Here is a 23,067-nt window from a genome sequence, read left to right as displayed (position 1 = left end):
AACGATCCTGGAGTGATCGACGCCACCGTGCCGAAGTCCCCCATGTGGATGATCGGCGCTCTCTCGATCACGCAAACCGCCGGATATGGCGTGCTCTATTACGCGTTCTCGGTGTTCATCCCACCGATGTCCCGCGACCTCCACGCCGGGGTCGCGCAGCTGACCGGAGCGATCACCCTGGCCGTACTGGTGTCGGGGGTCGCGGCGCCGCTCATCGGCCGCTGGCTGGACCGGCACGGCGGGCGCGGGCTCATGACCGTCGGGTCGGTGCTGGGCGGGCTGGCGGTGCTGGCGTGGTCCCAGGTGCGTTCTGTGGCGCAGTTGTACCTGGTATGCGGGGTGCTGGGCGTGGCGTCGGCGATGGTGCTGTACGAGGCGGCCTTCGCCGTGATCGTGGCCTGGTTCGACGCGACCAGGCGGGCGCGGGCGTTACTCGCGGTGACCGTCGTGGCGGGTTTCGCGTCCAGCATCTTCCTGCCGCTGACGGGCTTTCTCGTGGACCTGTACGGGTGGCGCCAGGCCCTGGTCATCCTGGCCGCCGGATACGCCCTGACCTCGGTGCCGCTGCACGCCCTGGCCGTACGGAGCCGGGCCGCGCCGCCGCACGTGAACCGGCGCGAGATCGTCGGGGCGGCCCTGCGCGAACGTCCCTTCTGGCTGCTGGCGGCGGCCTTCCTGACCCAGACCGGCGCGGTGTCGGTCATGGGGGTCCTGCTGGTCACGTACCTGATCGCCCTCGGCCACTCCCCCCTCTTCGCCGCCGGCGTCGCGGGCCTGCTCGGGGTGCTGTCGGTCACGGGCCGGCTCGTCACCACCGGCCTTCAGGGCCGCTGGTCGGTGGCGTTGATCACGGCGGTGATGTTCGGGGTGCAAGGGCTGGCGGCGGTGCTGCTGCCGCTGGTCGGCAGGAGCGCGGCGGGGGCGGTGGCGGGGGTGGTGCTGTTCGGGCTGGGGTTCGGCGTGGGCACGATCGCCCGGCCTGCTCTTCTGGCCGACCGGTACGGCACGGGAGCGTACGCGTCCCTGAGTGGGGCGCTCGCGCTGCCCATCACGGTCGCCAAGGCCGTCGCGCCGCTGATGGCGGCGGGAATCGCGCAGTTCGCCGGGTATCCGGCGGTGATGGGAGCGGTGTCAGCGGCCTGCGCCCTGGGCGCCCTCTCCCTGATCGCCTACCACCGCAACGCCCACCCCAACCCCGCCACCGCCTAACCCACCTCCACTCCTTCACTCCTTCACTCACATCCCACCCACGCCCCGCCCTCACCCCACCCTCACCCCACCCACGCCCCACCGTCACCCCAGCCACGCCCAATCCCGCTCTGCTCCTCCCACCCCCAGCCATGCCCAACCGGCAAACCCCCGGCCCACCCCCAACCCCGCCACGCTCAACCGACGCTCCGCCCTCCCAACAGCACCCACGTCCAACCCGCGACCCCCCGCTGCCCATGCCACACTCCGCCCTCAATCCACGACCCCGCCCTAACCGCGCCCCGCCCCACTCGCGCGAAGGACCCCATCCGCTTATCCCCCTCGGGAGACGACCCCCGGCCCTCACCCACAATGGGACTCCTAAAGGACACTGGGCCGGAGCGCGGCCGACTGGGCTCGAAGGGCGCCTTATGGGCTGGCTCACGGACCGATCACCGTCGGGCAGACTGGGGGATGCCAAGGCGAGCGCGTTGGAGCCCCCGATCGCCGTCGGCGGAACTCACGAAACGCTCACCCGCGAACACGTAAGGTAGCCACATGGATACCCCCACCGACGTTCTGCACCGCGTATTCGGCTACGACTCGTTCAGGGCGGGGCAGCAGGAGATCATCGACCACGTCGTGGCCGGCGGCGACGCGCTCGTGCTCATGCCCACCGGCGGCGGCAAATCGCTCTGCTACCAGATCCCCGCCCTGGTGCGCCGCGGCGTGGGGGTCGTCATCTCACCCCTGATCGCGTTGATGCAGGACCAGGTCGACGCGCTGCGGGCGCTCGGCGTACGCGCGGGGTTCCTCAACTCGACGCAGGACTTCGACGAGCGGCAGCTGGTCGAGTCGGAGTTCCTGGCCGGCGAGCTCGACCTCCTCTACCTCGCTCCCGAGCGGCTGCGCGTGGACGCCACGCTGCGGCTGCTGGCCAAGGGCGAGATCTCGGTGTTCGCCATCGACGAGGCCCACTGCGTGGCGCAGTGGGGGCACGACTTCCGGCCCGACTACCTCGAGCTGTCCACGCTGCACGAGCGCTGGCCCGATGTGCCGCGCATCGCGCTGACCGCCACGGCCACCCCGGCCACGCACGCCGAGATCTCCTCCAGGCTCGGCCTGAGCGAGGCCCGCCACTTCGTCGCCAGCTTCGACCGGCCCAACATCCACTACCGCATCACACCCAAGAGCGAGCCCAAGCGGCAGCTGCTGGAGTTCCTGCGCACCGAGCATCCGGGCGATTCCGGCATCATCTACTGCCTGTCGCGCTCCTCGGTCGAGAAGATCGCCGAGTTCCTGGTCGACAACGGCATCGCCGCCGTGCCGTACCACGCGGGTCTCGACGCCCGCACCCGCGCCACCCACCAGTCCCGCTTCCTGCGCGAAGACGGGCTGATCGTGGTGGCCACGATCGCGTTCGGCATGGGCATCGACAAGCCCGACGTACGCTTCGTCGCCCATCTCGACCTGCCCAAGTCGGTCGAGGGCTACTACCAGGAGACCGGGCGCGCGGGCCGCGACGGCCTCCCGGCCACGGTGTGGATGGCGTACGGCCTTCAGGACGTCGTCCAGCACCGGCGGATGGCCATGGAGGGCGACGAGGCCCACCGCCGCCGCCAGGTGGTCCACCTCGACTCCATGCTGGCGCTGTGCGAGACCGTCGGGTGCCGCCGGGTGATGCTGCTCGACTACTTCGGCCAGAAGGGCGCCGAACCCTGCGGAAACTGCGACACCTGCCAGAATCCGCCCGAATCCTGGGACGGCACCGTCCCCGCCCAGAAGGTCCTGTCGGCGGTGTTGCGGCTGGCGCGGGAGCGGCGGCAGAAGTTCGGGGTGGGGCAGGTGGTCGACATCCTGCTCGGCAAGAAGACCGCCAAGGTGCTGCAGCACGGCCACGAGACGCTCACCGTGTTCGGAGTGGGCACTGACCTGGGCAACGCGGAGTGGCACGGGGTGGTGCGGCAACTGCTGGCGCAGGGACTGCTGGCGGTCGAGTCCGACTATGGAGCGCTGGTGCTCACGGACGACAGCGCTTCGGTGCTCCGGGGACAGCGCGAGGTCCTGCTGCGCCGCGACACTCTGCGCCCCGCCCGGGCCAAGGTAGCCTCCTCATCGAAAGCCCAGACGGTGGCCGAGCTATCCGCCGAAGCGGCCCCGCTCTTCGAGCGGCTCCGATCCTGGCGGGGCGCCACCGCGAAGGAGCAGGGGGTGCCCGCGTACGTCATCTTCCACGACGCGACCCTGAGAGAGATCGCCACTGCCCGACCGTCCTCACTGTCGGAGCTGAGCAACATCAACGGCGTCGGCGAAAACAAACTGGCGAAGTACGGCGAACCCCTCCTGGAGGTCCTCCAGGAGGACACCTAACCCCCACCGCCCCGGCCCCTGCCGCCCGCCTCAGGCGTGCGTTCACCTTGTGCAGGAAGGCGAGGCGTGGTGGTGGCGACGGCCGCACGAAGAACGGTCGTCGCCACCACGTTGGTCGGCCGGGTCACGGCGATCGGGTGTCGCCGCCCCGCTGACGACCGGCCGGACGTGTGCTGGGCTCTGTGGTCGGTGTCCCCGACGTGGTTGCGGTACAGGATGATCGTACGGCGTGTGAGCGGGAAATGCTGGATGGGCTGGATTGTTCTATCTTTGAGGTTGGGGTCGTTGAGCTGGTCAGAGGGCTGTTGGCCAGTTCGGGTCACGGCCGAGATAGGCCAGAAGGTAGTCCTGGGCCGAGGCGCGCGGGGGCAGGGTCCTCGGCGGGGCGAACCTGTGCGGCCGGTCAACGTCCGTGACGAACAGATGGGCCAGGTCCAGCAGTTCCTCGGCCATGAGGTCCGGGATCGGGTGCTGTTCGCCGCAGGCCCTGGCCACGTCCCAGCCGTGCACGGCAATCTCGATCGCACCCGCGGCGGCCACCATGGGCGCGGTCAAATGGCGATCGCCTATGGAGACCATCCCGGGATGGGTGACCGCGCCCACCCACACACCCAGCACCTCTGTGGCGCGGTCCCTGAGAAGGAGCGCCGGGTTGGCCCCGCATCCCTGCCTTCGCGGCGCAGAGCCACTGAAGCACAAAGCGGCGCTGTCTCCCTCTCCGGTCGCGGACGCAGCCACCCCGCGGACACCAGAGCGCGAAGAGGCGCTGTCGCCTCCCCCGGATGCGGACGCGTCCGACCCGCGAAGGCCCGTACCCGGTGAGGCGCTGCCCCCTCCATCCAACGCGGGTGCGTCCGAACCGCGAAAGCCCGTGCCTGATGAGGCGCCGCACCCTCCATCGGATGCGGACGCGTCCGAACCGCGAAGGCCCGTACCCGGTGAGGCGCCGCACCCTCCACCCGACGTGGACGCAGCCGAACCACGAAGGTCCGTGCCCGATGAGGCGCCGCACCCTCCGCCTGACGCAGATGCAGCCGAGCCGCGGATGCCGGAGCGCAATGAGGCGGTGTCTGCACGGCCGGACGTGGGTGCTGTCGGCCTTCGAAGGCTGCGCTGTGGAGGAGTGCCGATGCCGTCGCCTGGTGCGGGGGTGGTCGGCCTTTGGGGGGCCGGGGTGGGCGGCATGCGTGGGTTGGGGGGTCTTGGCGTTGGGACAGGGGTGACGGACATACGTGGCGGTGCTGGGGGGATGTGGCCGGAAGCGGCGTCGTTCAGGGTTCGGAGTGAGTCGGCCATGTGGTCGAGCAGGTGCTGGAGGTTCCAGTCCGCGCAGGGAGTGGGACGGCAGAGGGCGGCCGGGGTGACTACGCGGAGGCTGCCCAGCGCGTAGTCGATCGCCCGTTCCAGCAGCGCAACCCCCGCGGCCAGTGCCTTTTCTTGATCGCACATATCGCCTCCTCTCTCACATGCAGACCCGCGTGCCCGGGAAAAATCATCGGCCCCGCATACGCTTGGGAGCCGGAGCCGGAGCCGGAGCCGGAGCCGGAGCCGAAGCCGAAGCCGAAGCCGAAGCCGAAGCCGAAGCCGAAGCCGAAGCCGAAGCCGAAGCCGAAGCCGGGGGGAGAGAGATCTGTCACCGACTCGCCGAACGTCGGCGTGACCGCAGCCGGAGGGCAGTTTCTGCCTTGGGCCTGATCAGCGGACTGCTCGACCGTTTCCTCGGATTGCCCGAGGCCACGACGCCCGACATCGAGGTCACCCACGGCTGAGCGTTCCGATGCCCGATGGCGTGGTGCTGTTCGCCGGCCGCTATCGACTGCACGGTGCGGGGCCGCTGCGTTTGGTGCTCGTACGGACTCCGTACGGCAAGCGCGAGCTCGACGCCAAGGGCACCGCTCGCGTGCCGGGCAGGCGCGGTATGCGGGTCATCGTGCAGAACGTACGCGGCGCGTTCGGATGCGGTGGCCGGTTCGCGGCCTTCCAGCAGGAGAGGGAGGACGGGCTGTCTGCGGGTGCCTGGTTGCCGCGAGCAGGCGTGGTGCGACGGGCGTTGTGCGACGGTCGAGGTGCGACGGTCGAGGTGCGACGGGCGGCTGGCGACGGGCGGGGGCCAGTTACCTGGATACACGCACGCGGTGGGCGGTCGGGCCGTACTTCGATCCGCAGCTGGAGGCGATGTGCCTGAGGTTACAGCCGTCACCCTCAGCCTGGAGGTTATAGCTGCCAGCCCTCGGCCTGGGGTTGCGGCCATCGCCCAGGCTGGGGTTACGACCATCGCCCCAGCCTGGGGTTGCCGCCCGTCGCGCCCCGGCCTGGAGGTTCCGCCATCGCCCCCAGTCTGGGGTTGCCGCCCGTCGCGCCCCGGCCTGGAGATTCCGCCGTCGCCCCCAGTCTGGGGTTGCCGCCGTCGCGCCCCAGCCTGAGGTTGCCGCCGTCGCTCCCCGGCCTGGGGGTTGCGGCCAGCGCATCCCGGCCTGAGGTTGCGGCCATCGCGCCCCAGCCCGGGGTTATGATCGCCGCCCCAGCCGGGGCTTTCGGGCTAGTGATGGGTGGTGGTCGCTTCGGGTTGATCCTGCTGGTCCGACGTCGTGGGTGAGCGGAACCATGCCGCGCCGCGTTGTGTGTCCATGTATTCGCGGACCCGCTTGACCAGGCCGGACTCCAGTTCGAAGATGAAGCAGTATTCGTTGTCGTAGTGGCCACCGTGGGCAAGGGTGGCCTGCAGTCGCATCTCGACGACCACGGTGCCCCCGTCGGCGTAGAAGCCGGCGAACTCGATGGACACGTTGTCGACGAAGACCGTGGCGAATTCCTCGGTCAGGAAGCGCACGATGCGGTCCCGGCCGATGAGATGGTGGGTTCCATCGATGGCGCGGGAGGTCGCGTTGCCGGCAGGGGCGAGCCACTCCGCGTCAGGGGCGAAGACGTCGCGGACGCGGTCGGCATCACGTGTGGCGAAGACCCGCCAGGCGTCGATGATGAGTTGCTTGTTCGATGCGGCGCTCATGGAATGTCCTTAAGGAGATGGGTGAGCCCGAATTCTCGCGGGGCCCTGATCAGCAGGTCTGGTCACATTCGGCCAGGACTGGCAGCCTGTCCGGATCCGTCCGATCCGGTGAGCCGGTGGATGCCATGCTGGAAACGTGAACGCAGTCGGCGCCGTCCTGACCACCGGTATCTACTGTCGGGACGACTGCCCGGGCCGCCCGCTCCCGGCGAACACCACCCGCTACCCGTCCGCGGCCGCGGCGGAGGCGGCCGGGTACCGCGCCTGCCACCGGTGCCGCCCGTACCGGCAGGAACCGGCCACCGTCGCGGACATGCCCGAACTGGTGTGCCGCGGGGTCGAACTCATCGCCGACGGAGCGCTGGACGACGCGTCGGAGAGCAGTCTCGCCGGTCGGCTCGGCGTGTCCCCACGTCACCTGCGGCGCATGTTTCTTCAGCATGCCGGGGTCACGCCCGACCAGCTCGCCCGCTCCAGGCGCGCGCACTTCGCCCGCCGGCTGCTCGACGACACTGACCTTCGGATAGCCGACATCGCCTTCGCCGCGGGCTTCGGCAGCGTTCGGCAACTCAACCGGGTCCTCATGGGGACCTTCCGTGGCGCCCCGCGTGAGCTGCGGGCCCGACGGCGGGTCACCGACCGCCTCCAGGCCGACGGCGGACTGGCCCTCCGGCTCGCTCACGACAAGTCATTCGATTTCGCGGCCACACTGCGCCACCTGGCCGCACGCGCGACACCGACCGTCGAAGCGGTCTCGTGCACCTCTTATCGGCGCACCATCCTGATCGATCACGACCCCGGCATGATCGAGATCACCCAGCGATCCCCGACCGAGCTCCTGCTCGTCGCCCATCTCCCCCGGCTCAACGGACTCATCCACCACGTCCACCGGGCCCGGAGCATCTTCGCCCTCGACGGCTCTGCGAGGACGTGCGGTTCGTGGGATCCGTTCGAAGTCGGTGTGCATGACATCGTGCGTGCCGGGGTTCCGGACGCCGCACGGGCACGGGCGATCCTGGGTGACCTCGCCGGTCGGTTCGGCGCGGTCGTGCCCGGCCTGGCCCCAGTCGGCCTCACCAGGATGTTTCCGCGACCTGACGTCCTCGCTCGGGCCGATCTCGATGCGCTGCCCATCTCCGATGCCACCGTCCACGCCTTACGATCGTTCGCGCAGGCGGCCGCGGACGGCTCGGCGACCCATCGATAGAAGCCGGAGCCCGCCGCGTTCGCTCCGGCGGGCTCGAGACGGTCGCGAGATCGGGGAGGCCGAAGCTGCAAGCCACGGCGCCTGCCGACCTTGGGCGTGGGATGCCCGCGAGGAGCGTCCAGAGGCGGTCGAACTCTCGCCGAGCGAGGAGCGTCCAGGGGCGGTCGACTCGCGCCGGGTGGCAGGAGCTGGTTGGCTTGGGGCCGTCGAAAGCGGCCGATCCGAGCGGGGGCTCTCCATGCGCAGTGTCGAACCCGAGGTCTTCATCGTCTCCCGTCCGTCGCTGGACTACGACGAGCTGGCCCGCTACCTGGCCGAGGTCGGCGGCGAGAGCTGGCTGGAGCGGCTCGATCGCGGCGACCTCGACGCGCAGAACCTCGCCGAGTTCGCCGGTCGGCTCTGCTACCGCTCCTTCGAGCCCGGCCTCAATCCCAACGTGGTCAGGATCAGGGAGAACCAGGACGATTACCTGCGCAACATCCTGGCCAGCGCACACGGCTCGGTCCTGGAGCACATCAGCTTCAGCTTCGTGCTCCACAACGTCAGCCGGGTGCTGACCCACGAGCTGGTGCGGCACCGCCCGGGCGTGGCCGTGTCGCAGGAGTCGCTGCGTTTCGTCCGGCTGGACGAGCTGCCGTTCTGGTTCCCGGAGTGGGCACGGGAAGACGACGAGCTGATGAAGCGGGCCACGGCGGTGCTGGAGCAGCTCGAGCAGTTCCAGCTGTGGATGGCCGAGCACTTCGGTCTCGATGAGGAGGGCGTGCCGTTCTCGGAGAAGAAACACCGCACGTCGTTCATGCGCCGGTTCGCCCCGGAGGGTGTGGCGACCGGGCTGGTGTGGACCGCGAACGTGCGCACGCTGCGGCACACGATCGAGGCCCGCACCGCCGCCGGCGCGGAGGAGGAGATTCGCCTGCTGTTCCAGCGCATCGGCGAGCTCATGCGCCAGGAAGCCCCCGCTCTGTTCGGCGACTACGTCGTCGAGGAGGGCGGGGCCTGGGTGCCAGGATGGCGCAAGGTCTGAGCGGTCGCGTCAGGCTCCAGGCTGTTGGCGCTCATGCTTCCAGCGAGTCCGGGTCGCTAGCCGGAACCTCCCGGTATCGCCCGGAGTACAGGTTGCATGAAGTGGTTGATGATGGTGACGCTGTTGGTGGTCGCGGCTGGGTGTTCGGCCGAGGTGCCCGCGCCCGTGGCTGGGTCGGCCGTTCCGGGTCCCGTAAGCCCCAGCGCGGTAGGCCCGAGCGCCGTAAGCCCGAGTCCCATAAGCCCGAGCGCCGTTAGTCCAAGCACCGTAAGCCCGAGCTCCGTAGGCCCGAGCGCCGTAAGCCCGAGCTCGGTAAGCCCGAGCCCGACGGCTACCAGGGCTGCGTGTAACGGGACCTCGGTGCTTCTCGGCGGGGGGTTTCCCGAGGTGCGGGGGGTGGGGCGGGATGCGGAGCTGTGGGGGCTGTTGTTCGTGGCGGGTCCGCCTCTGGCGCGCGGCGAAGAGATCAAGATCGTGTGGCGGATGACGGGTGAAGGGCCGCTGCGGGTCAAGGCGACGCTTCCCGACGGTACGCCTGCCAAGCTCGCCTGGGGGCCCGAGGAGCATGGCGGGTCGAGCTGGCACAAACCCGGCGAGGAGTGGGGTACGGGGTTCGTCTTCCCGAAGCGGGGCTGCTGGAAGATCGAGCTCACCCGTACGCGGGGCTCCGGGTACGTATGGCTGCCGGTCAAATAGCCCGGTCGATGAAGGCCGTCACGTCGTCCAGGACCTCGGCCTTGTTGGTCTCGTTGAAGACCTCGTGCCTGGCGCCCTCGTAGATCCGTTCGGTCAGGTCCGTACCCTTGATCGCCTCGACCCCCGGACGGCTCCCGTTCAGCGGGACGAGCTCGTCGTCGGCCCCGTGCACCCATAGCGTGGGCAGGGGACCGAGCCGGCCGCCCTTGGCGATCGTGGCCAGCGTCGTGGCGAACGCCTCCAGCGTGGCGCGCTTGAACGGGCCGTGCCACACCAGGGGGTCGGCGGCGTAGGCGGCGCCCACCGAGAGGTCGCGGGAGAGGGTCGCCGGGTCGATGGGGACGTCCGGGGGCTCCTCGTAGGCCAGGAGGGTCGGGACGACCGCCCATTCGCCGATCACCGGGCCTGACAGCACGAGCGCCGCCAGGCCGTCGCCGTAGCGCTGGGCGTAGCGGGCCGCGATCATGCCGCCCATCGAGTGGCCGATCACCACGACCGGGACGCGGGGGTGGTCGTCCCTGGCCTGCTCCTCGACGGAGTAGACGTCGGTGACCACGTCCTCGAAGTCCGCGATGTGCACCCGGTCGCCGGCCGACTTGCCGTGGCCCGTGTGGTCGAGGCCGTAGACGGCGGCGCCGTGGCGGACGAGCCGATCCGCCACGTACTCGTAGCGGCCGATGTGCTCGCCGTACCCGTGGATCAGGACGGCCACGTAGCGCGGCCGGCCATGAGGCCATACGCGGACCGTGTTGAGGCCCGTGGTGCCGGTGAAGGTGTGCTCGCGCGACTCGGCCATGGTCACCGAGCGTACGCCCATGATCGCGTGATCGTCCACTGACTGGGACGCGGCTTGAGGCGTGCGGGTGGCGGGGACGGCCGGAGGCGGTGGCGACGGGGGAAGCCGAGGTGCGGGGCCGAGAGGGGATGAGGAGGGGGCTGTGATGTCCGAAAACCGCTGACTTTTGAGGGCCTGGCGGTGTTGAAGAAGGTATGGACATCCACAGCATCATCGAAAGCCCGTTGGGCCCGATCCTGCTCGTCGGTGACGGCTCCGCGCTGACGCGCGTGTCGTTCGACGTGGGCGGAGGAGCTGGTCTGCGGTGGGAGCCGGCCGCGTTCGAGGAGGTCGAGCGGCAGTTCGCCGAGTACTTCGCGGGCGAGCGGGTCGCGTTCGACCTGCCGCTCGCCACCCGCGGCACCCCGTTCCAGGAGCAGGTGTGGGCGGCCCTGGATGAGCTGCCGTACGGGACCACGACGAGCTACGGCGCGCTCGCCGCACGGGTGGGCGCGCCACGTGACCGGATCCGCGCGGTCGGCGCGGCCGTCGGCGCGAACCCGCTGCTCGTCGTCCGCCCCTGCCACCGCGTCGTCGGGGCGGACGGCTCGCTGACCGGGTACGCGGGCGGCCTCGAGCGCAAGCACGAGCTGCTCACGCTGGAAGGCGCCCTGCAGCCGCAGCTCTGGAGCGTCGTCGGATGAGCTCGGCGAAGCTGACGGAGGAGACCAAGATGGACTGGGCGAAACTGACGGAAGAGGTCAACTCGTACGGGTGCGCGCTGACGCCGCCGGTGCTCACCCCCGAGGAGTGCAAGGAGATCGCCGGCCTGTACGACGAGATCGGGCTGTTCCGGTCCACGATCGACATGGAGCGGCACCGGTTCGGCGCCGGGCAGTACCGCTACTTCAGCCGGCCGTTCCCGCCGCTGGTGGAGAAGTTGCGGGCGGAGTTCTACCCGCGGCTGCTGCCGATCGCCCGCGACTGGGCGGCCAGGCTGGGCCAGCCGGCGCCGTGGCCGGACGACCTCGACGAGTGGCTGGACATGTGCCACAGAGCGGGGCAGACCAGGCCGACGCCCATCCTGCTGCGGTACGGACGGGACGACTGGAACGCGCTGCACCGCGACCTCTACGGCGACCTGGTGTTCCCGCTGCAGGTCGTGATCGGGCTGGACCGGCCGGGCGAGGACTACACCGGCGGCGAGTTCCTGCTGGTGGAGCAGCGGCCGCGGGCCCAGTCGCGAGGGACGGTGACGCTGTTGCCGCAGGGGCACGGGCTGATCTTCACCACGCGCGACCGGCCCGTGCGCTCCTCGCGGGGCTGGTCGGCCTCCCCCGTGCGGCACGGGGTGAGCACCGTCCGGTCGGGGCTACGGCATACGCTGGGGCTCGTCTTTCACGACGCGAAATGACGTACACGCTGGTGGGGGCCGACGGCCGCCCGTATGCGAGCCCGGTGCCCGGCACGCTGGGCGGGCATCGAGGGGCCCGGCTGTACGGGCGGCTGGACTGCCCCTCGGCGCTGCGCTCCATCGCTCGTGGGGGATATATCCGGCATCGTGTCTTCTTCGCGGACGCCGGTGACGCGGTGGCGGCCGGGTACCGGCCGTGTTCGAGGTGCTTGCCGGAGGCGTACCAGGCATGGAAGGGCCGGGAGACAGCGTGATGCGGGAGATCGCGCCGGGCGCGGTACACGTGCCCGGCTGGCTGACGCTGGACGAGCAGCGCCACCTCGTCGAGGCGTGCCGCGGATGGGCCATGGGGCCGGTGCCGATCCGGCACACCGTGCTGCCCCGGGGCGGCGTGATGTCGGTCCGGACGGTGTGCGTGGGATGGCACTGGCAGCCGTACCGGTACACGCGCATCGCCCACGACGTGAACGGCCGGCAGGTGGCCGAGTTCCCCGCGTGGCTCGGCGAGCTGGGGCGGCGCGCCCTGGCCGACGCGTACGGACGCCCCGGCGACACGTACGAGCCCGACACCGCTCTGATCAACTTCTACGACGGCCAGGCCAGGATGGGCATGCACCAGGACAAGGACGAGAAGTCCGACGCCCCGGTGGTGTCGCTGAGCATCGGCGACCGGTGCCTGTTCCGCTTCGGCAACACCGAGACGCGCGGCCGGCCGTACACGGACGTCGAGCTCGCCTCAGGCGATCTGTTCGTGTTCGGCGGGCCGTCGCGCTTCGCCTACCACGGCGTGCCGAAGGTCCATCCGGGCACCGGCGATCCCGCCACTGGCCTGGCCTCCGGCCGCCTCAACATCACGATGCGCGTCACCGGCCTGCGGTGACGTAGTCGAAGTCCTCGTCGGAGAGTGTGCGCCGCAGCGTCCGCAGCACCTTCGCCGGGTCGTCGTCCGGCCCCTGTGCGTAGAAGGGCCTGCCGTCACGGCCGAACGTGATCGCCGCGTCCCCCTCCCACTTGCCCAGCACGTCGGCCGCCGGAGCGAAGTCCTCCGTCGGCTCGAACCCGAGCGTTCGCGCGTAGTCGACGGACCCGAACACCAGGTGCCGGGCCAGCTCGATCGGCGCCTCCTGGAAGCCCGCGTACTCGCCGAAGAAGTACTGGCGGAAGCGTCGCAGGTCGCGGTCGTCGAGCACGTCGGGGCCGATCGCGTTCTTCGCCCCGAGGCAGTAGACGTCGGCGAGGTAGCCGGCCACCGTCATCCTGTCCCAGGTGTGCCGCCGCGCGACCAGCACGCACACCAGGCCGCCCAGGCCCGAGTCGGGACCCTCGTCCACCCATCCGCGGGCCGGGTCGACGGTGAGCCCCGCGCTCCAGCCGATGTTGACCCAGCACCCGACCACCTCGGGCTCGGCGGTGGGGGCCTCCGAGGCGATGGCCCGCACCAGCGGCGCCACGACGGACGGCGACACCTTCAGCGCCTTGGCGATCTCCTTCGGGGAGCGGCCCTCGGCGCGCAGCTCGCGTACCCGATCCTTCAAGTCCATTCGGGCAGCCTAGCCGTCCTGGCCACCGCCGACCGCGCCACCATGACGGTCAGGGCGGCGTGGCGAGAACGATGGACACCGTCAAGCTCCCCGGTGGAAGTAGGACCGGCGCGGCTCCTGGCTGGTCAGGCGGCCGATGCAGCGCAGGAAGCGCGTGCCGGTCTCGAACTGCGCCTGCGACGGCGGCATCACGTCCGCCATCCAGCCGGCCGCGCCGGTGTTCCTGGCCGTGCCGACCCTGCTGGCCAGGAGCACCGTCCGGCTGCAGATCCGCTTGATCGTGGGGTGCTTGGCGAGGTCCTGCTGCACGTACGTGTCGGCGTCCGACGGGATCGGGACGACCGCGAACGTCTCCCACGAGTGCAGCTCCTCGCACCCGACCCGCCTGGCCTTCGTGTCACCCGAGATGATGACCAGGCCGCCCCAGCACTCCGACTCCTGCACGCACGCCGCCTCACCGCCGCGCACCTTGCTCGCCGGGCAGTTCTCCGTGTACGTCTTCAGCCCCTTGAACACGGTCTTCGCCTCTTCCGTGGCGCTCGTGGAGGCCGACGCGCTGGGAGTCGACGCCTGGTTGCCGCCCGGCTCCCTGGTGACGTACGTGTAGACGACCACACCGACGCCTATCGAGATCACCAGGGCCAGAGCGGCGGCGATCGAGACCAGCGCCCTCGAGGCACCGCGCCGGGCGGGTGGCACGGTGTCCGCGTGGCCGCCCGGCGGCGGGCCGGTGACCGGCGGACCCATCATCGGCTGCGGCCCCGGGTGACTCGCGTGCTGCCCCATCGGCGGCGGCCCCGGCCGGCTCAGGTGCTGCCCCATCGGCTGGGAGGGGGTCTGCGGTGCGGCGTGCCGTCCCCCGGAGGGGGCCGGGGCGGGCCCGAGCGGGACTGCGGCGAGAGCGTCGCGGAACGCCTCCGCGGTGGGCGTGCGCTCGCGCGGGTCGCTGGCCAGCGCCTGGCGCAGCACGGCGGTCAGCTGGGGTGGCACGCCAGGAATGTCCGGAACGGGCAGGCGGTGCAGGGCCAGGATCATTGCCAGGTTCGGCACGCCGCTCTCGGGGAAGCGCGGCGGGCGGCCGTTCAGCAGCGCGTAGACGGTGGCGGCCAGCGCGTACACGTCACCGGCCGGGGTCGGCTCGGCCAGCTCGAACGCCTCGGGCGGCGCGTACGACGGCGTCAGGGACTCGCGCGTCACCGACGCCTCGGGCCCGGACGCGGGCATGGTGGCCAGCCCGAAGTCGGACAGCGCCACCTGGCCGTACCGGTTGACCAGGATGTTGCCCGGCTTCACGTCCCGGTGCAGCACCCCCTGCGCGTGCGCGGCGGCCAGCGCGTCGGCGATCCGTACGCCCACGTCACGCGCCTCGACCGGCGAGAGCCTCCGTCCGGACAGCGACCCGCCGGGGCACAGCTCAAGCACCATGTACGGCCGCCCGTCGGGCAGCAGCCCCGCGTCATAGACGGCCACGACGTGCGGGTGACCGGACAGGGCCCCGGCGGCCGTGACCTCGCGCATGAACCGGCGCCGGTCGCGGTCGGACAGCAGCACCCGGTTGTCGACCTTGAGCGCGACCTCGCGACCCACGGCAGACTGCACGGCGAGGTAGACGACACCGAAGCCGCCCTGGCCGAGAACACCCTTGATCTCATAGCCAGAAACCGATAATTCGGACACGCGCGGAAGCGTACAGGTTCGGGGCGACACCCACTGGAGCGAGGTGATTCAGCCGGCGGTCTGGAGGACCTCGCGGAGCCGGGCCGCGTATGCCCGGGGATGGCTGGTGTTGCCGTTGTGCCCGCCCGGGAACTCCACCAGCTCCGTGCCCAGCAGCTCCGCCAGCTCGACCGCGCACCGGCGGTCGAAGACGTGCTGCGGGGTGGTGTGCCCGGCCGCGGGCAGGATGCGGGTACGGCACCCGCTCAGGTCGAGCTCGTCCTCGACGACGGCGGTGAAGTCGTGGCGGATGAAGAAGTCGAAGTTCGCCTGCCGTTGCGGCGTGATGGGCTGCGGGGTCAGGTCGGCCTCGGCGTCCTCGGTGATGCCGAGCACCCGCTTCACCTGGCCGATCGCCGCGGGCAGGCCGCCTTCGCGGTAGAGCGACTGGAGCTCGGCCAGCTCCTTGCCGTGTTCGGCCCGTTCGGACCCGGGCAGCAGCCACGGCGAGACGGGCTCGTGCGCGATGAGCAGGCTGAGCTGTTCGGGGTGCTCGACGGCCAGGTGCAGCCCGATGGAGGCGCCCAGGCTCTGACCCAGCATGATCACGGGCCGGTCGGTGAGGTGGGCGAGCAGCCGGTGCACGTCGTCGGCGTGCTCGCGCACGCTCACGCCGGTGCCGGGGACCGTGCTGCGGCTGAGCCCGCGCCGGTCGTACGTGATCACCGTGTACGCGTCCACCAGCCGATCGACCAGGTCAACGGTGCGACCGGCGTCGCCCTCGCCGCTCTGCGAGATCAGCAGGAGCGGGCCGCTGCCGCGCACCTCGTAGTAGAGGTCGACGCCCGGGATGCGCAAGATGTCTGCGTTCATGACCTCAAAGCTAATCCATCAAATCTGATACATCAAGTTCGATGCATTATTCCGGGGATCAGTTTGGCGGCCAGTTCCTCCAGGACCGCCACGGTCTCCGCCACGCGCCGCGGGTCCTCCGTGCCCAGCGCGACCCCCAGCGCGGCGTCGATCGGGGTATCCCTGACCTGCGTCACCCGTTCGGACACCCCAGGCGCCTCACGGATGATCGTGCGCCGCCGATCCGCGGGATCCGTCTCGGCGATCACCGCGCCCACGGAGCGCAGCCGCGCGATGGCCGCCGACACGGCGCTCTGCGGCAGCCCGGTACGGGCGGCGATCTCACCCACGGTGGTGTCGGGATGCCCGCGCAGGTCGCTCACCACGATCAGCACCGTGCGCACGCTCGTGGAGTGCTCACCGATGCCCTCGGTCGGCATGGCCTCCTCGCCGATCTTCATCAGCGTCCGGCCCAACAGGAACAGCTCGACCCCATTCACGAGCAGCAACATACCGGCGGTGATGGGTAGGGTCGTGCGACGTGACGACGGACTTGGAACGCCTTGCCGAACGCCTGCGCGAGTTCGCCAGGGCCAGGGACTGGGAGCAGTTCCACACCCCCAAGAACCTGGCGATGGCGCTGGCGGGCGAGGTCGGGGAGCTGGTGGCGGAGTTCCAGTGGCTCACGGCCGACGAGTCCGCGCAGCCCGATCCCGATGCGCTCGCCCGGATACGTACCGAGCTGGGCGACGTCACCCTCTACCTGGTCCGGCTGGCCGACGTGCTGGGCGTGGACCTGGTGGAGGCGGCCCAGGCCAAGCTGGACGACAACGACCGCCGCTACGACGCCGACCGCTACCGCGGCTCGGCCAGGAAGGCCCCGCCCTCCTCGCACTCCGGCTGAAACCTGGCAGCACTCACGACCTTACAGACTGCGTCCTTTGCTGTAAGTTCGCTGGGAATCGGATCAAGGACGCGATGACGAGCCATCGCGGCGACCTGGACCTTTCACTCCGCGTGACCGCCGAGCCGGATCGGCCGGAACTCCGCCCTGGAGTGGATCTTCGCAGCACGAGAGCCGACCACACCCCGTTCGACATTGTGTTCGATTCTTGAGCGCGTCACTTTCTGTGCTTCTTGACCGAATGTGCCACTTTGTGGCGTGATGCGGATGTTTTGGATCTAGAGATTTTTAGATCCTCCTTATCTGCAACAAGAACGGAAAGATCAACTATGAGACGCACACTGACCGCGTTAGGCATCGGCCTGAGCCTGCTGGGATCCACCGCCATCTCCACCCCGGCGCAGGCCGAGGGCGAGATAACGGTGGCCCCTCTCGCCACCGTGTCGGCCGCTCAGGAGATCGCGCGGTTCTGGCTCGCCGACGGAGCCGCCAACCTGAAGAACGCCACACCCTATGCCGTACAGACCGAGGTCCAGGGGGAACGCGTGTCCACCCCCGTCTCCCCGGACACCAAGCCCGGCTCGGTCGCGCCGGTGGCGGGCCCAGCCGAGCCGAAGGGCAAAACGCCCACGAGCACGGGCAAGGTGTTCTTCATCGGTGGTGACGGGCAGCCGCACTGGTGCACGGGCACCGCACTGCAGTCGCAGTACCGCAACCTCGTCGCCACGGCCGGTCACTGCGTGTACGACATCGAGCGCTCCGACACCACACTCGGCAAGTGGGTCTTCGTCCCCGGCTACACCGCCGGCACCACTCCGTGGGGCCTGTACGTCGGGAAGCAGGCCTTCGCCCACTTCGACTTCTCCACGTACCAGAGCTACGACCGCGACTTCGCTTTCGTGAACGTCTACAACGGCGTGGTCTCGCCCTCCCCCGACGTGCTGACCGACACCGGGAGGCTGGTCGACAACACCGGCGGGCAGGGCTTCGCCTGGAACCAGCCGACGGACTCCATGATGGACGTCTTCGGCTACCCCGCCGGACCCAACCCTGACGGACGGCGGCCCTACACGGGCGAGAACCTGGAATGGTCCACCGGGTCGATCTCCACCATGACGCTGTCCGGTCTCCCCGGCGACCTGTTCCTCGGCGTCGAGTCGCCGTTCACCGGTGAAGGCTCCCTCGGTTCTTCCTGGCTGTACCAGTACAGCAGTGACTACCGTGCCGGCTACCTCAACGGCATCACGATCAGCGTTGCCGACATCAATGGCGACGGCCGCTACGACACCGGCGTCTCGCCGTACTTCGACGGCGCGGTGAACGTCATCTACAAGGCCGCCGCAGCGGCCTGGACCGGCTCGATCGCGTAGAGCAGCTACCGCGGCCGCTGCGCCTGCCCGGACAGGCGCAGCGGCCGCTGTCACGGACCGTCGCGCATGTGGTTCTTCCCGCCGGGGCCGGAGGACCTGTGGCGGCTCGCGCCCGGCGTGGGGGCGTTCTGGCTGGTCTGGGGGAGCTTCGCGGTGCCGCTGGGGCTGATCGGGGCGCTGGTGGTGGGGTTCGTCGCCGTTCGTGCTCGCGGTGGTGCCGGCCGTGCTGCTCCTGGTCGCCCGTCGCCGGGAAGCCGTGGAACGCGACGACGCCGGACGGGCCTCGGAGGCCGGTCCGGCGTGAGTCGCGGTACAGGGGGTCATGCCGCGTGGCGCCTGAGGATGGCGAGCGTGAGGGCGGCCAGGCCGATGAAGGTGATCGCGCTGACCAGCGCCACCGTGTTGAGCCCCGTGGTGAACGCGGCCCGCGCCAGGTCCAGCAGGTCGGGCTGGTCCTTGGCGGCGATCACCGCGGCGGTGATGCTCTCGCGGACCGCCTCCACCGGCAGGTGCTCGGGGAGCTGCCCGCGGTAGACGGCGCTGCCGAGGCTGCCCAGCGCGGCCACGCCCACCGCGACGCCGAACTCGCCGCCCGTCTCCGACAGCGAGGCCGCGGAGCCGGCCTTCTCCGCCGGCGCGGCCGTCATGATGACGCCGTTGCCCACGCCCATCGGCAGCGCGATGCCCGCGGAGGCCAGGACGAGCCCGGTCACGACCAGCCCGGTGCCGCCGGCGCTCGGCACCTGCGTGTGCAGGAACAGCCCGACCGCGCCCACGGCGAATCCGCCGGCCATCACGTACGCGGTGCCGACGCGGCGGGCGAGGGCGGGGGCCAGCGTCAGCGCGACGATCATGGCGAGGTTCTGCGGCACGAGCCAGAGACCCGCCTCCAGCGGGGACTTGGCCTCGACGGTCTGCAGGTACTGGGTGGTCATCAGCGTCGTCCCGGCCATCACGACGCCGCCGAGCAGCATGGTCCCGAGCGTGGTCGCGAAGGCCCGGTTGCCGAACAGGCGCAGGTCGAGCAGGGGGTCGGCGAGCCGGCGCTGCCGCCGTACGAACACCACGGCGAACGCCGCCCCGGCCACGACCGCCGCCACGGGCACCGGGTGCCAGCCGCTTCTCGCGATCTCCTTGAGCCCGTACACGACCGGCAGGATGGTCGCGAGCGACAGCGCGACGCTGGCGAGATCGAGCCGGCCCGCGTTCGGGTCGCGGTACTCGGGCAGCAGCGTCCGCCCGGCCACCAGCAGCGCCACCATGAACGGCACCCCCATCAGGAAGGCCGCCCCCCACCAGAAGTGCTCGAGCAGCAGCCCGCCCACGATCGGCCCGGCCGCCATGCCCAGCATGAAGCAGCCGAACCAGAGCCCGATCGCGGTCCCCATCTGCTTGGCGTCCTGGAACATGTTCCTGATCAGCGCCATCGACGACGGCATCAGCGTCGCCCCCGCGATGCCGAGCAGCGCCCGGGCCACGATCAGCATCTCGGCGCTCACCGAGTACGCGGCCACCACCGAGGCCGCGCCGAACGCCGTCGCCCCGATCATCAGCAGCCGGCGCCGCCCGATCCGGTCGCCCAGCGTCCCCATGGTGACCAGGAACCCGGCCAGCATGAAGCTGTAGATGTCCATGATCCAGAGCTGCTGCGGAGCGCTCGCCCCGAGGCCGGTGCTGAGGTGCGGCAGCGCCAGGTAGAGCACGCTGACGTCGACCGAGAGCAGCAGGGCCACGGAGGCCAGGACGGCCAGCCCGGTCCATTCCCGGCGGCCCGCGCGGGTGCCGGGAAGTGTGCCCTCGAGTGTGGTGGTGTTCATCTCGTTCCCCTTTCAGTTGTCTTCACAGTGCTGTAAGGGGCTTCCGATGTTCTTTTCGTGGGCTTAAGGCCGCGCATAAGGTGACGGTCATGCGTTTTGGGGTGCTGGGTCCGCTGGCCGTGTGGACGGATGCCGGCGAGAGCGTCACGGTTCCCGGGCTCAAGGTACGGGCGCTGCTCGTGGACCTGCTCGTCCACGAGGGCCATCCCGTGTCCGTGGACCGGCTGGTCGACGACCTGTGGGGCGCGGAGCCGCCGGGCAATCCGGCCGGGGCGCTGCAGGTGCGCGTCTCGCAGCTGCGCAAGGCGTTCGAGGACGCCGAGCCCGGCGGCAAGAACCTCGTCGTCTCCCGCGCCCCCGGCTACCTGCTGCGCCACGAGGCCGGGGCCGTGGACGCGGCGCGCTTCGCCGGCCTGCTGGCCCGGGCGGAGGCCACCGACAGCCCGCGGACCAGGGCGGGGCTGCTGGCCGACGCGCTGGCGCTGTGGCGGGGGCCGGCGTACGCCGACTTCGCCGACGAGGAGTACACCAGGTCGGCCATCCTGCGCCTGGAGGAGCAGCGGCTGTCCGCGCTGGAGCAGCACGCCGAGGCGCGGCTGGAGCTGGGCGAGCACGGCCTGCTGGTGGGCGAGCTGGGCGATCTGGTGGCCAGGCATCCGCTCAGGGAACGCCTGCGCGCCGTCCACATGCGGGCCCTCTACCGCGCGGGACGCCAGAGCGAGGCGCTGGCCTCGTACGGCGAGCTGCGGGACCGGCTGGCCGACGAGCTCGGCCTGGACCCGGGACCCGAGCTGGTCGCCCTGCACCAGGCGATACTCGGGCAGGACCCGGCCCTGAGCGTGCCCGCCGACCGCCCCGTCACGAACCTGCCCGCCTCCGTCAGCAAGCTCATCGGCCGGGACGAGGCGCTGGCCGAGGTGTGCGCGCTGGTCGGCGACGAACGGCTGGTGACGCTCACCGGCAGCGGCGGGGTCGGCAAGACCCGGCTGGCGCTGGAGGCCGCGAACCGGCTGGTGGACGGGTTCGCGGACGGGGCCTGGCTGGTCGCGCTCGACCAGGCGTCCCGGTCCCCCGCCGAGGCCGTGCTGGCCGCCCTGGACATCCGCGAGGACGCCGGCGCGCCCGCCGGGGAGCCGGCCTCCCAGGGGGACCGGACGCTGGAGCGGCAGCTCGGCGCGGCGCTCAGGGCCAGGCGGATGCTGCTGGTCCTGGACAACTGCGAGCACGTGGTCGAGCAGGTCGCCGAGCTGGCCGAGGCGCTCCTGCGGGCCTGCCCCGACCTGCGGATCCTGGCCACGAGCAGGGAGCCGCTGGCCGTGGCCGGCGAGGTGCTGTGGAGCGTGCCGCCGCTCGACGTGCCGGGCAGCGCCGATCTGGCTGTCATGGCACGTTCGGACGCGGTCAGGCTGTTCGTGACCAGGGCCGCGGCCTCCGCCCGCGGGTTCGCGCTCGACGCGCGCAACGCGGCGGCCGTGGCGCAGCTCTGCCTGCGGCTCGACGGCATCCCGCTGGCGCTGGAGCTGGCCGCGACCCGGGTGCGGGCGCTGGGCGTCCAGGGCGTGGTGGCCAGGCTGGACGACCGGTTCAAGCTGCTGGCCTCGGGGCAGCGGGGCGCGCCGGCCCGGCAGCAGACACTCACCGCGGTGATCGACTGGAGCTGGGACCTGCTGTCCGACGACGAGCGCCGCGTCCTGCGCCGCCTCGCCGTGCACGCCGACGGCTGCACGCTGGAGGCCGCCGAATCCGTCTGCGACGCCGCCGAGCTCGACGTGCTGGACCTGCTGGCGCGCCTGGTCGACCGCTCGCTCGTGGTCGTCGTCGAGGCCCCCGCCGGTGTCCGGTACCGGCTGCTGGAGTCGGTGTCGGAGTACTGCCGGGCCAAGCTGTCCGACGCGGGCGAGCTCGACCGGGTACGCCTCGCGCACCTGCGCCACTACCTGGCGCTGGCCGTACAGGCCGAGCCGGAGCTGTACGGGCACGACCAGCGGGACTGGCTGCTGCGCCTCGACGCGGAGGCCGCCAACCTGCGGGCGGCGCTCGACACGGCGGTCGCCGGCAAGGACGCCGGCAGCGCGGCCCGGCTGGTGAACGCGCTGGCCTGGTACTGGTTCCTGCGCGGCCGGCTGGCCGAGGGCCGGCGGTCGCTGGCGGCGGCCCTGTCCGTCGATGGGGCCGCCTCCCCGGTCCGGGCGCGGGCGGCGGCCTGGGAAGCCGGGTTCGCGCTCATGCTGGGCGAGGAGGTCGACTGGGAGCCCGTGCTGGCGGCGGTCGAGGACCCGGGCGAACGGGCCAGGGCCGAGCTGTTCGTGAGCATGCACGTCAAGGACATGCCGACGGGGCAGGAGCTGGTGGGCCGGGCGCTGCCCACGTTCAGGGAGACCGGCGACCGGTGGGGCGTCGCGGCGGCGCTCGCCAGGCAGGCCAGGGACGCGTTCACGACGCGGGACATCCAGGCGCTCGAACGGACCGGCGAGGAGAGCGCGCGGCTGTTCACCGAGCTGGGCGACCGGTGGGGGCTGCTGCAGGCCACGGCCTGGCTGGCGTCGCTGGCCGAGATGGCGACCGACGCGGAGCGGGCCACCCGGCTGTTCGGCGAAGGGCTGCGGATGGCCGAGGACCTGGGGCTGTGGCCGGAGGTCTCCACGCGCATCGCCTGGCTGGGCTGGATCGCGATGCAGACCGGCGACTATGACCGCTCCATTGAGTTCTGCGAGCGAGCCATGAAGCTGGCGCAGAGCCAGGGCTACATGGAGGGCGCGATCATGGGTGAGATGGGCCTCGCCTTCGCCGCGCGCCGGGCCGGGCGGCTGGACCTGGCCGAGACGCATCTGCGCCGGCTGCTCGAAGGGGTGCCGCGCGGCGCGGACGTCGAGCCCCCCTTGTACGTGCCGGACACGCTGATCGAGCTGGGCTACCTCACGGAGCTGCGCGGGGACCCGGCCGCGGCCATGGAGCTGCACGTGGAGGCGCTGGCCGCGGCCCACAGGATGGGCGACGTCAGGACGATGGCGTTCGCCGTGGAGGGCGCGGCCTCGGCCGCCGGGCCGACCGAGAAGGCGGCCGTGCTGCTGGGGCTGGCGGCCGCGGCCAGGGAGCAGAACCAGACCCCGGCGGGGGCGGCCGAACGGGCCGACGTCGAGCGGGCGGCGGCGCGGGTACGCGAGGCGCTCGGCGAGGAGGCCTTCGCGGCCGCGTACCGGGAGGGCGCCACCCGCAAGCTCGACGAGACGGCCGACCTGCTCTGAG

22 protein-coding genes and 2 pseudogenes are annotated in these 23,067 nt (G+C 71.2%); 14 read left to right on the top strand and 10 right to left on the bottom strand.

Translation table 11 applies throughout. The features are described from left to right. Positions 1-12 precede the first annotated feature (12 nt). Both AB0J87_RS05310 and recQ read left to right on the top strand, forming a co-directional pair. Entirely contained in the window at positions 13-1,209 is a 1,197-nt protein-coding gene (locus tag AB0J87_RS05310) for an MFS transporter (protein WP_363962726.1), read from the top strand. Between the two features lie 537 nt (positions 1,210-1,746). Then, on the top strand, positions 1,747-3,558 hold the full coding sequence (recQ, locus tag AB0J87_RS05305; RefSeq protein ID WP_363962725.1) for a DNA helicase RecQ: 1,812 nt from the start codon (positions 1,747-1,749) through the stop codon (positions 3,556-3,558). 294 nt (positions 3,559-3,852) lie between these two features. On the opposite strand, the gene AB0J87_RS05300 is transcribed toward recQ, so the two are convergent. From AB0J87_RS05300 to AB0J87_RS05290, 3 genes and pseudogenes are all read right to left on the bottom strand, one after another. Next, positions 3,853-4,161 carry a hypothetical protein gene (locus tag AB0J87_RS05300; RefSeq protein WP_350730364.1) on the bottom strand — a complete coding sequence of 103 codons (309 nt, stop codon included), beginning with the start codon at positions 4,159-4,161 and terminating at the stop codon, positions 3,853-3,855. A gap of 675 nt (positions 4,162-4,836) precedes the next feature. Then, positions 4,837-4,941 (bottom strand): annotated as a pseudogene (locus AB0J87_RS05295) (maleylpyruvate isomerase N-terminal domain-containing protein); the annotation flags it as partial. After that, entirely contained in the window at positions 4,923-5,321 is a 399-nt protein-coding gene (locus AB0J87_RS05290) for a hypothetical protein (protein ID WP_363963119.1), read from the bottom strand. The gene AB0J87_RS05290 and the pseudogene AB0J87_RS05295, both read right to left, overlap by 19 nt. A 14-nt stretch (positions 5,322-5,335) precedes the next feature. Here AB0J87_RS05290 and AB0J87_RS05285 point away from each other — a divergent pair, with 14 nt between their 5' ends. Then, positions 5,336-5,743, top strand: coding sequence for a CocE/NonD family hydrolase (locus AB0J87_RS05285; protein WP_363962724.1), 408 nt, complete (start codon positions 5,336-5,338; stop codon positions 5,741-5,743). 354 nt (positions 5,744-6,097) lie between these two features. Here AB0J87_RS05285 and AB0J87_RS05280 read toward each other — a convergent pair whose 3' ends face one another. Then, positions 6,098-6,565, bottom strand: coding sequence for a nuclear transport factor 2 family protein (locus AB0J87_RS05280; RefSeq protein WP_363962723.1), 468 nt, complete (start codon positions 6,563-6,565; stop codon positions 6,098-6,100). A 136-nt stretch (positions 6,566-6,701) separates the two neighbouring features. On the opposite strand from AB0J87_RS05280, the pseudogene AB0J87_RS05275 reads away from it, so the two are divergent. The 4 genes and pseudogenes from AB0J87_RS05275 to AB0J87_RS05260 all read left to right on the top strand — a co-directional run. Beyond that, positions 6,702-6,836: pseudogene (locus AB0J87_RS05275) on the top strand (Ada metal-binding domain-containing protein); the annotation flags it as partial. A gap of 42 nt (positions 6,837-6,878) precedes the next feature. Beyond that, positions 6,879-7,772, top strand: coding sequence for a helix-turn-helix domain-containing protein (locus AB0J87_RS05270; protein WP_363963107.1), 894 nt, complete (start codon positions 6,879-6,881; stop codon positions 7,770-7,772). Between the two features lie 238 nt (positions 7,773-8,010). Beyond that, entirely contained in the window at positions 8,011-8,796 is a 786-nt protein-coding gene (thyX, locus tag AB0J87_RS05265; protein ID WP_363962722.1) for an FAD-dependent thymidylate synthase, read from the top strand. Between the two features lie 396 nt (positions 8,797-9,192). Next, the gene (locus AB0J87_RS05260) at positions 9,193-9,492 is read left to right on the top strand and encodes a hypothetical protein (RefSeq protein WP_350729856.1); all 300 of its coding nucleotides are present in this window, start codon (positions 9,193-9,195) and stop codon (positions 9,490-9,492) included. Here the strand turns inward: AB0J87_RS05260 and AB0J87_RS05255 are convergent. Next, a complete protein-coding gene (locus AB0J87_RS05255) occupies positions 9,485-10,309 on the bottom strand; it encodes a lysophospholipase (RefSeq protein ID WP_363962721.1) in 825 nt (274 codons plus the stop codon). The two genes, AB0J87_RS05260 and AB0J87_RS05255, sit on opposite strands and share 8 nt — an antisense overlap. A 173-nt stretch (positions 10,310-10,482) precedes the next feature. Here AB0J87_RS05255 and AB0J87_RS05250 point away from each other — a divergent pair, with 173 nt between their 5' ends. The 4 genes from AB0J87_RS05250 to AB0J87_RS05235 are packed head-to-tail and all read left to right on the top strand — an operon-like array spanning position 10,483 to position 12,561. After that, a complete protein-coding gene (locus tag AB0J87_RS05250) occupies positions 10,483-10,971 on the top strand; it encodes a methylated-DNA--[protein]-cysteine S-methyltransferase (protein ID WP_363962720.1) in 489 nt (162 codons plus the stop codon). Then, positions 10,968-11,681 carry a 2OG-Fe(II) oxygenase gene (locus AB0J87_RS05245; protein ID WP_363962719.1) on the top strand — a complete coding sequence of 238 codons (714 nt, stop codon included), beginning with the start codon at positions 10,968-10,970 and terminating at the stop codon, positions 11,679-11,681. Before AB0J87_RS05250 ends, AB0J87_RS05245 begins: the two co-directional genes overlap by 4 nt. Then, positions 11,678-11,935 carry an Ada metal-binding domain-containing protein gene (locus AB0J87_RS05240; RefSeq protein ID WP_350729851.1) on the top strand — a complete coding sequence of 86 codons (258 nt, stop codon included), beginning with the start codon at positions 11,678-11,680 and terminating at the stop codon, positions 11,933-11,935. The genes AB0J87_RS05245 and AB0J87_RS05240 overlap by 4 nt, the downstream gene beginning before the upstream one ends. After that, the gene (locus AB0J87_RS05235; RefSeq protein WP_355191462.1) at positions 11,935-12,561 is read left to right on the top strand and encodes an alpha-ketoglutarate-dependent dioxygenase AlkB; all 627 of its coding nucleotides are present in this window, start codon (positions 11,935-11,937) and stop codon (positions 12,559-12,561) included. The genes AB0J87_RS05240 and AB0J87_RS05235 overlap by 1 nt, the downstream gene beginning before the upstream one ends. Here AB0J87_RS05235 and AB0J87_RS05230 read toward each other — a convergent pair. The 4 genes from AB0J87_RS05230 to AB0J87_RS05215 form a co-directional block, all read right to left on the bottom strand. After that, on the bottom strand, positions 12,545-13,222 hold the full coding sequence (locus AB0J87_RS05230; protein WP_363962718.1) for a helix-turn-helix domain-containing protein: 678 nt from the start codon (positions 13,220-13,222) through the stop codon (positions 12,545-12,547). The two genes, AB0J87_RS05235 and AB0J87_RS05230, sit on opposite strands and share 17 nt — an antisense overlap. An 81-nt stretch (positions 13,223-13,303) precedes the next feature. Beyond that, the gene (locus tag AB0J87_RS05225) at positions 13,304-14,899 is read right to left on the bottom strand and encodes a serine/threonine-protein kinase (RefSeq protein ID WP_363962717.1); all 1,596 of its coding nucleotides are present in this window, start codon (positions 14,897-14,899) and stop codon (positions 13,304-13,306) included. Positions 14,900-14,947: 48 nt separating this feature from the next. Beyond that, positions 14,948-15,751, bottom strand: coding sequence for an alpha/beta hydrolase (locus tag AB0J87_RS05220; protein ID WP_363962716.1), 804 nt, complete (start codon positions 15,749-15,751; stop codon positions 14,948-14,950). 32 nt (positions 15,752-15,783) lie between these two features. Further along, positions 15,784-16,230, bottom strand: coding sequence for a helix-turn-helix domain-containing protein (locus AB0J87_RS05215; protein WP_363962715.1), 447 nt, complete (start codon positions 16,228-16,230; stop codon positions 15,784-15,786). Positions 16,231-16,271: 41 nt separating this feature from the next. Between AB0J87_RS05215 and AB0J87_RS05210 the strand changes: the two genes are divergently transcribed. Together AB0J87_RS05210 and AB0J87_RS05205 are read left to right on the top strand one after the other, a co-directional pair. Then, complete coding sequence (locus AB0J87_RS05210; RefSeq protein ID WP_350729842.1) at positions 16,272-16,634, top strand: nucleotide pyrophosphohydrolase; 363 nt, start codon at positions 16,272-16,274, stop codon at positions 16,632-16,634. Between the two features lie 329 nt (positions 16,635-16,963). Then, a complete protein-coding gene (locus AB0J87_RS05205) occupies positions 16,964-18,004 on the top strand; it encodes a hypothetical protein (RefSeq protein ID WP_363962714.1) in 1,041 nt (346 codons plus the stop codon). Positions 18,005-18,324: 320 nt separating this feature from the next. Here AB0J87_RS05205 and AB0J87_RS05200 read toward each other — a convergent pair whose 3' ends face one another. Continuing rightward, positions 18,325-19,821: an MFS transporter gene (locus tag AB0J87_RS05200; protein ID WP_363962713.1), complete on the bottom strand. Its 1,497-nt coding sequence runs from the start codon at positions 19,819-19,821 to the stop codon at positions 18,325-18,327. Positions 19,822-19,910: 89 nt separating this feature from the next. On the opposite strand from AB0J87_RS05200, the gene AB0J87_RS05195 reads away from it, so the two are divergent. Continuing rightward, on the top strand, positions 19,911-23,066 hold the full coding sequence (locus AB0J87_RS05195) for a BTAD domain-containing putative transcriptional regulator (RefSeq protein ID WP_363962712.1): 3,156 nt from the start codon (positions 19,911-19,913) through the stop codon (positions 23,064-23,066). Position 23,067: the final 1 nt, after the last annotated feature.

The sequence above is a fragment of the Nonomuraea sp. NPDC049625 genome, from assembly GCF_040675285.1.
Taxonomy (GTDB): domain Bacteria; phylum Actinomycetota; class Actinomycetes; order Streptosporangiales; family Streptosporangiaceae; genus Nonomuraea; species Nonomuraea angiospora_A.
Note: the sequence above shows the minus strand (reverse complement) of the source record. Positions and strands in the feature narration are given on the sequence as shown.

What these genes read in the sequence shown, in the direction of transcription:
- AB0J87_RS05220 (WP_363962716.1), bottom strand. Translation starts at nt 15,751, where the DNA reads ATGAACGCAGACATCTTGCGCATCCCGGGCGTCGACCTCTACTACGAG.
- AB0J87_RS05240 (WP_350729851.1), top strand. Translation starts at nt 11,678, where the DNA reads ATGACGTACACGCTGGTGGGGGCCGACGGCCGCCCGTATGCGAGCCCG.
- AB0J87_RS05285 (WP_363962724.1), top strand. Translation starts at nt 5,336, where the DNA reads ATGCCCGATGGCGTGGTGCTGTTCGCCGGCCGCTATCGACTGCACGGT.
- thyX (WP_363962722.1), top strand. Translation starts at nt 8,011, where the DNA reads ATGCGCAGTGTCGAACCCGAGGTCTTCATCGTCTCCCGTCCGTCGCTG.
- AB0J87_RS05245 (WP_363962719.1), top strand. Translation starts at nt 10,968, where the DNA reads ATGAGCTCGGCGAAGCTGACGGAGGAGACCAAGATGGACTGGGCGAAA.
- AB0J87_RS05250 (WP_363962720.1), top strand. Translation starts at nt 10,483, where the DNA reads ATGGACATCCACAGCATCATCGAAAGCCCGTTGGGCCCGATCCTGCTC.
- AB0J87_RS05200 (WP_363962713.1), bottom strand. Translation starts at nt 19,821, where the DNA reads ATGAACACCACCACACTCGAGGGCACACTTCCCGGCACCCGCGCGGGC.
- AB0J87_RS05230 (WP_363962718.1), bottom strand. Translation starts at nt 13,222, where the DNA reads ATGGACTTGAAGGATCGGGTACGCGAGCTGCGCGCCGAGGGCCGCTCC.
- AB0J87_RS05195 (WP_363962712.1), top strand. Translation starts at nt 19,911, where the DNA reads ATGCGTTTTGGGGTGCTGGGTCCGCTGGCCGTGTGGACGGATGCCGGC.
- AB0J87_RS05205 (WP_363962714.1), top strand. Translation starts at nt 16,964, where the DNA reads ATGAGACGCACACTGACCGCGTTAGGCATCGGCCTGAGCCTGCTGGGA.
- AB0J87_RS05235 (WP_355191462.1), top strand. Translation starts at nt 11,935, where the DNA reads ATGCGGGAGATCGCGCCGGGCGCGGTACACGTGCCCGGCTGGCTGACG.
- AB0J87_RS05280 (WP_363962723.1), bottom strand. Translation starts at nt 6,565, where the DNA reads ATGAGCGCCGCATCGAACAAGCAACTCATCATCGACGCCTGGCGGGTC.
- AB0J87_RS05270 (WP_363963107.1), top strand. Translation starts at nt 6,879, where the DNA reads ATGCCCGAACTGGTGTGCCGCGGGGTCGAACTCATCGCCGACGGAGCG.
- recQ (WP_363962725.1), top strand. Translation starts at nt 1,747, where the DNA reads ATGGATACCCCCACCGACGTTCTGCACCGCGTATTCGGCTACGACTCG.
- AB0J87_RS05255 (WP_363962721.1), bottom strand. Translation starts at nt 10,309, where the DNA reads ATGGGCGTACGCTCGGTGACCATGGCCGAGTCGCGCGAGCACACCTTC.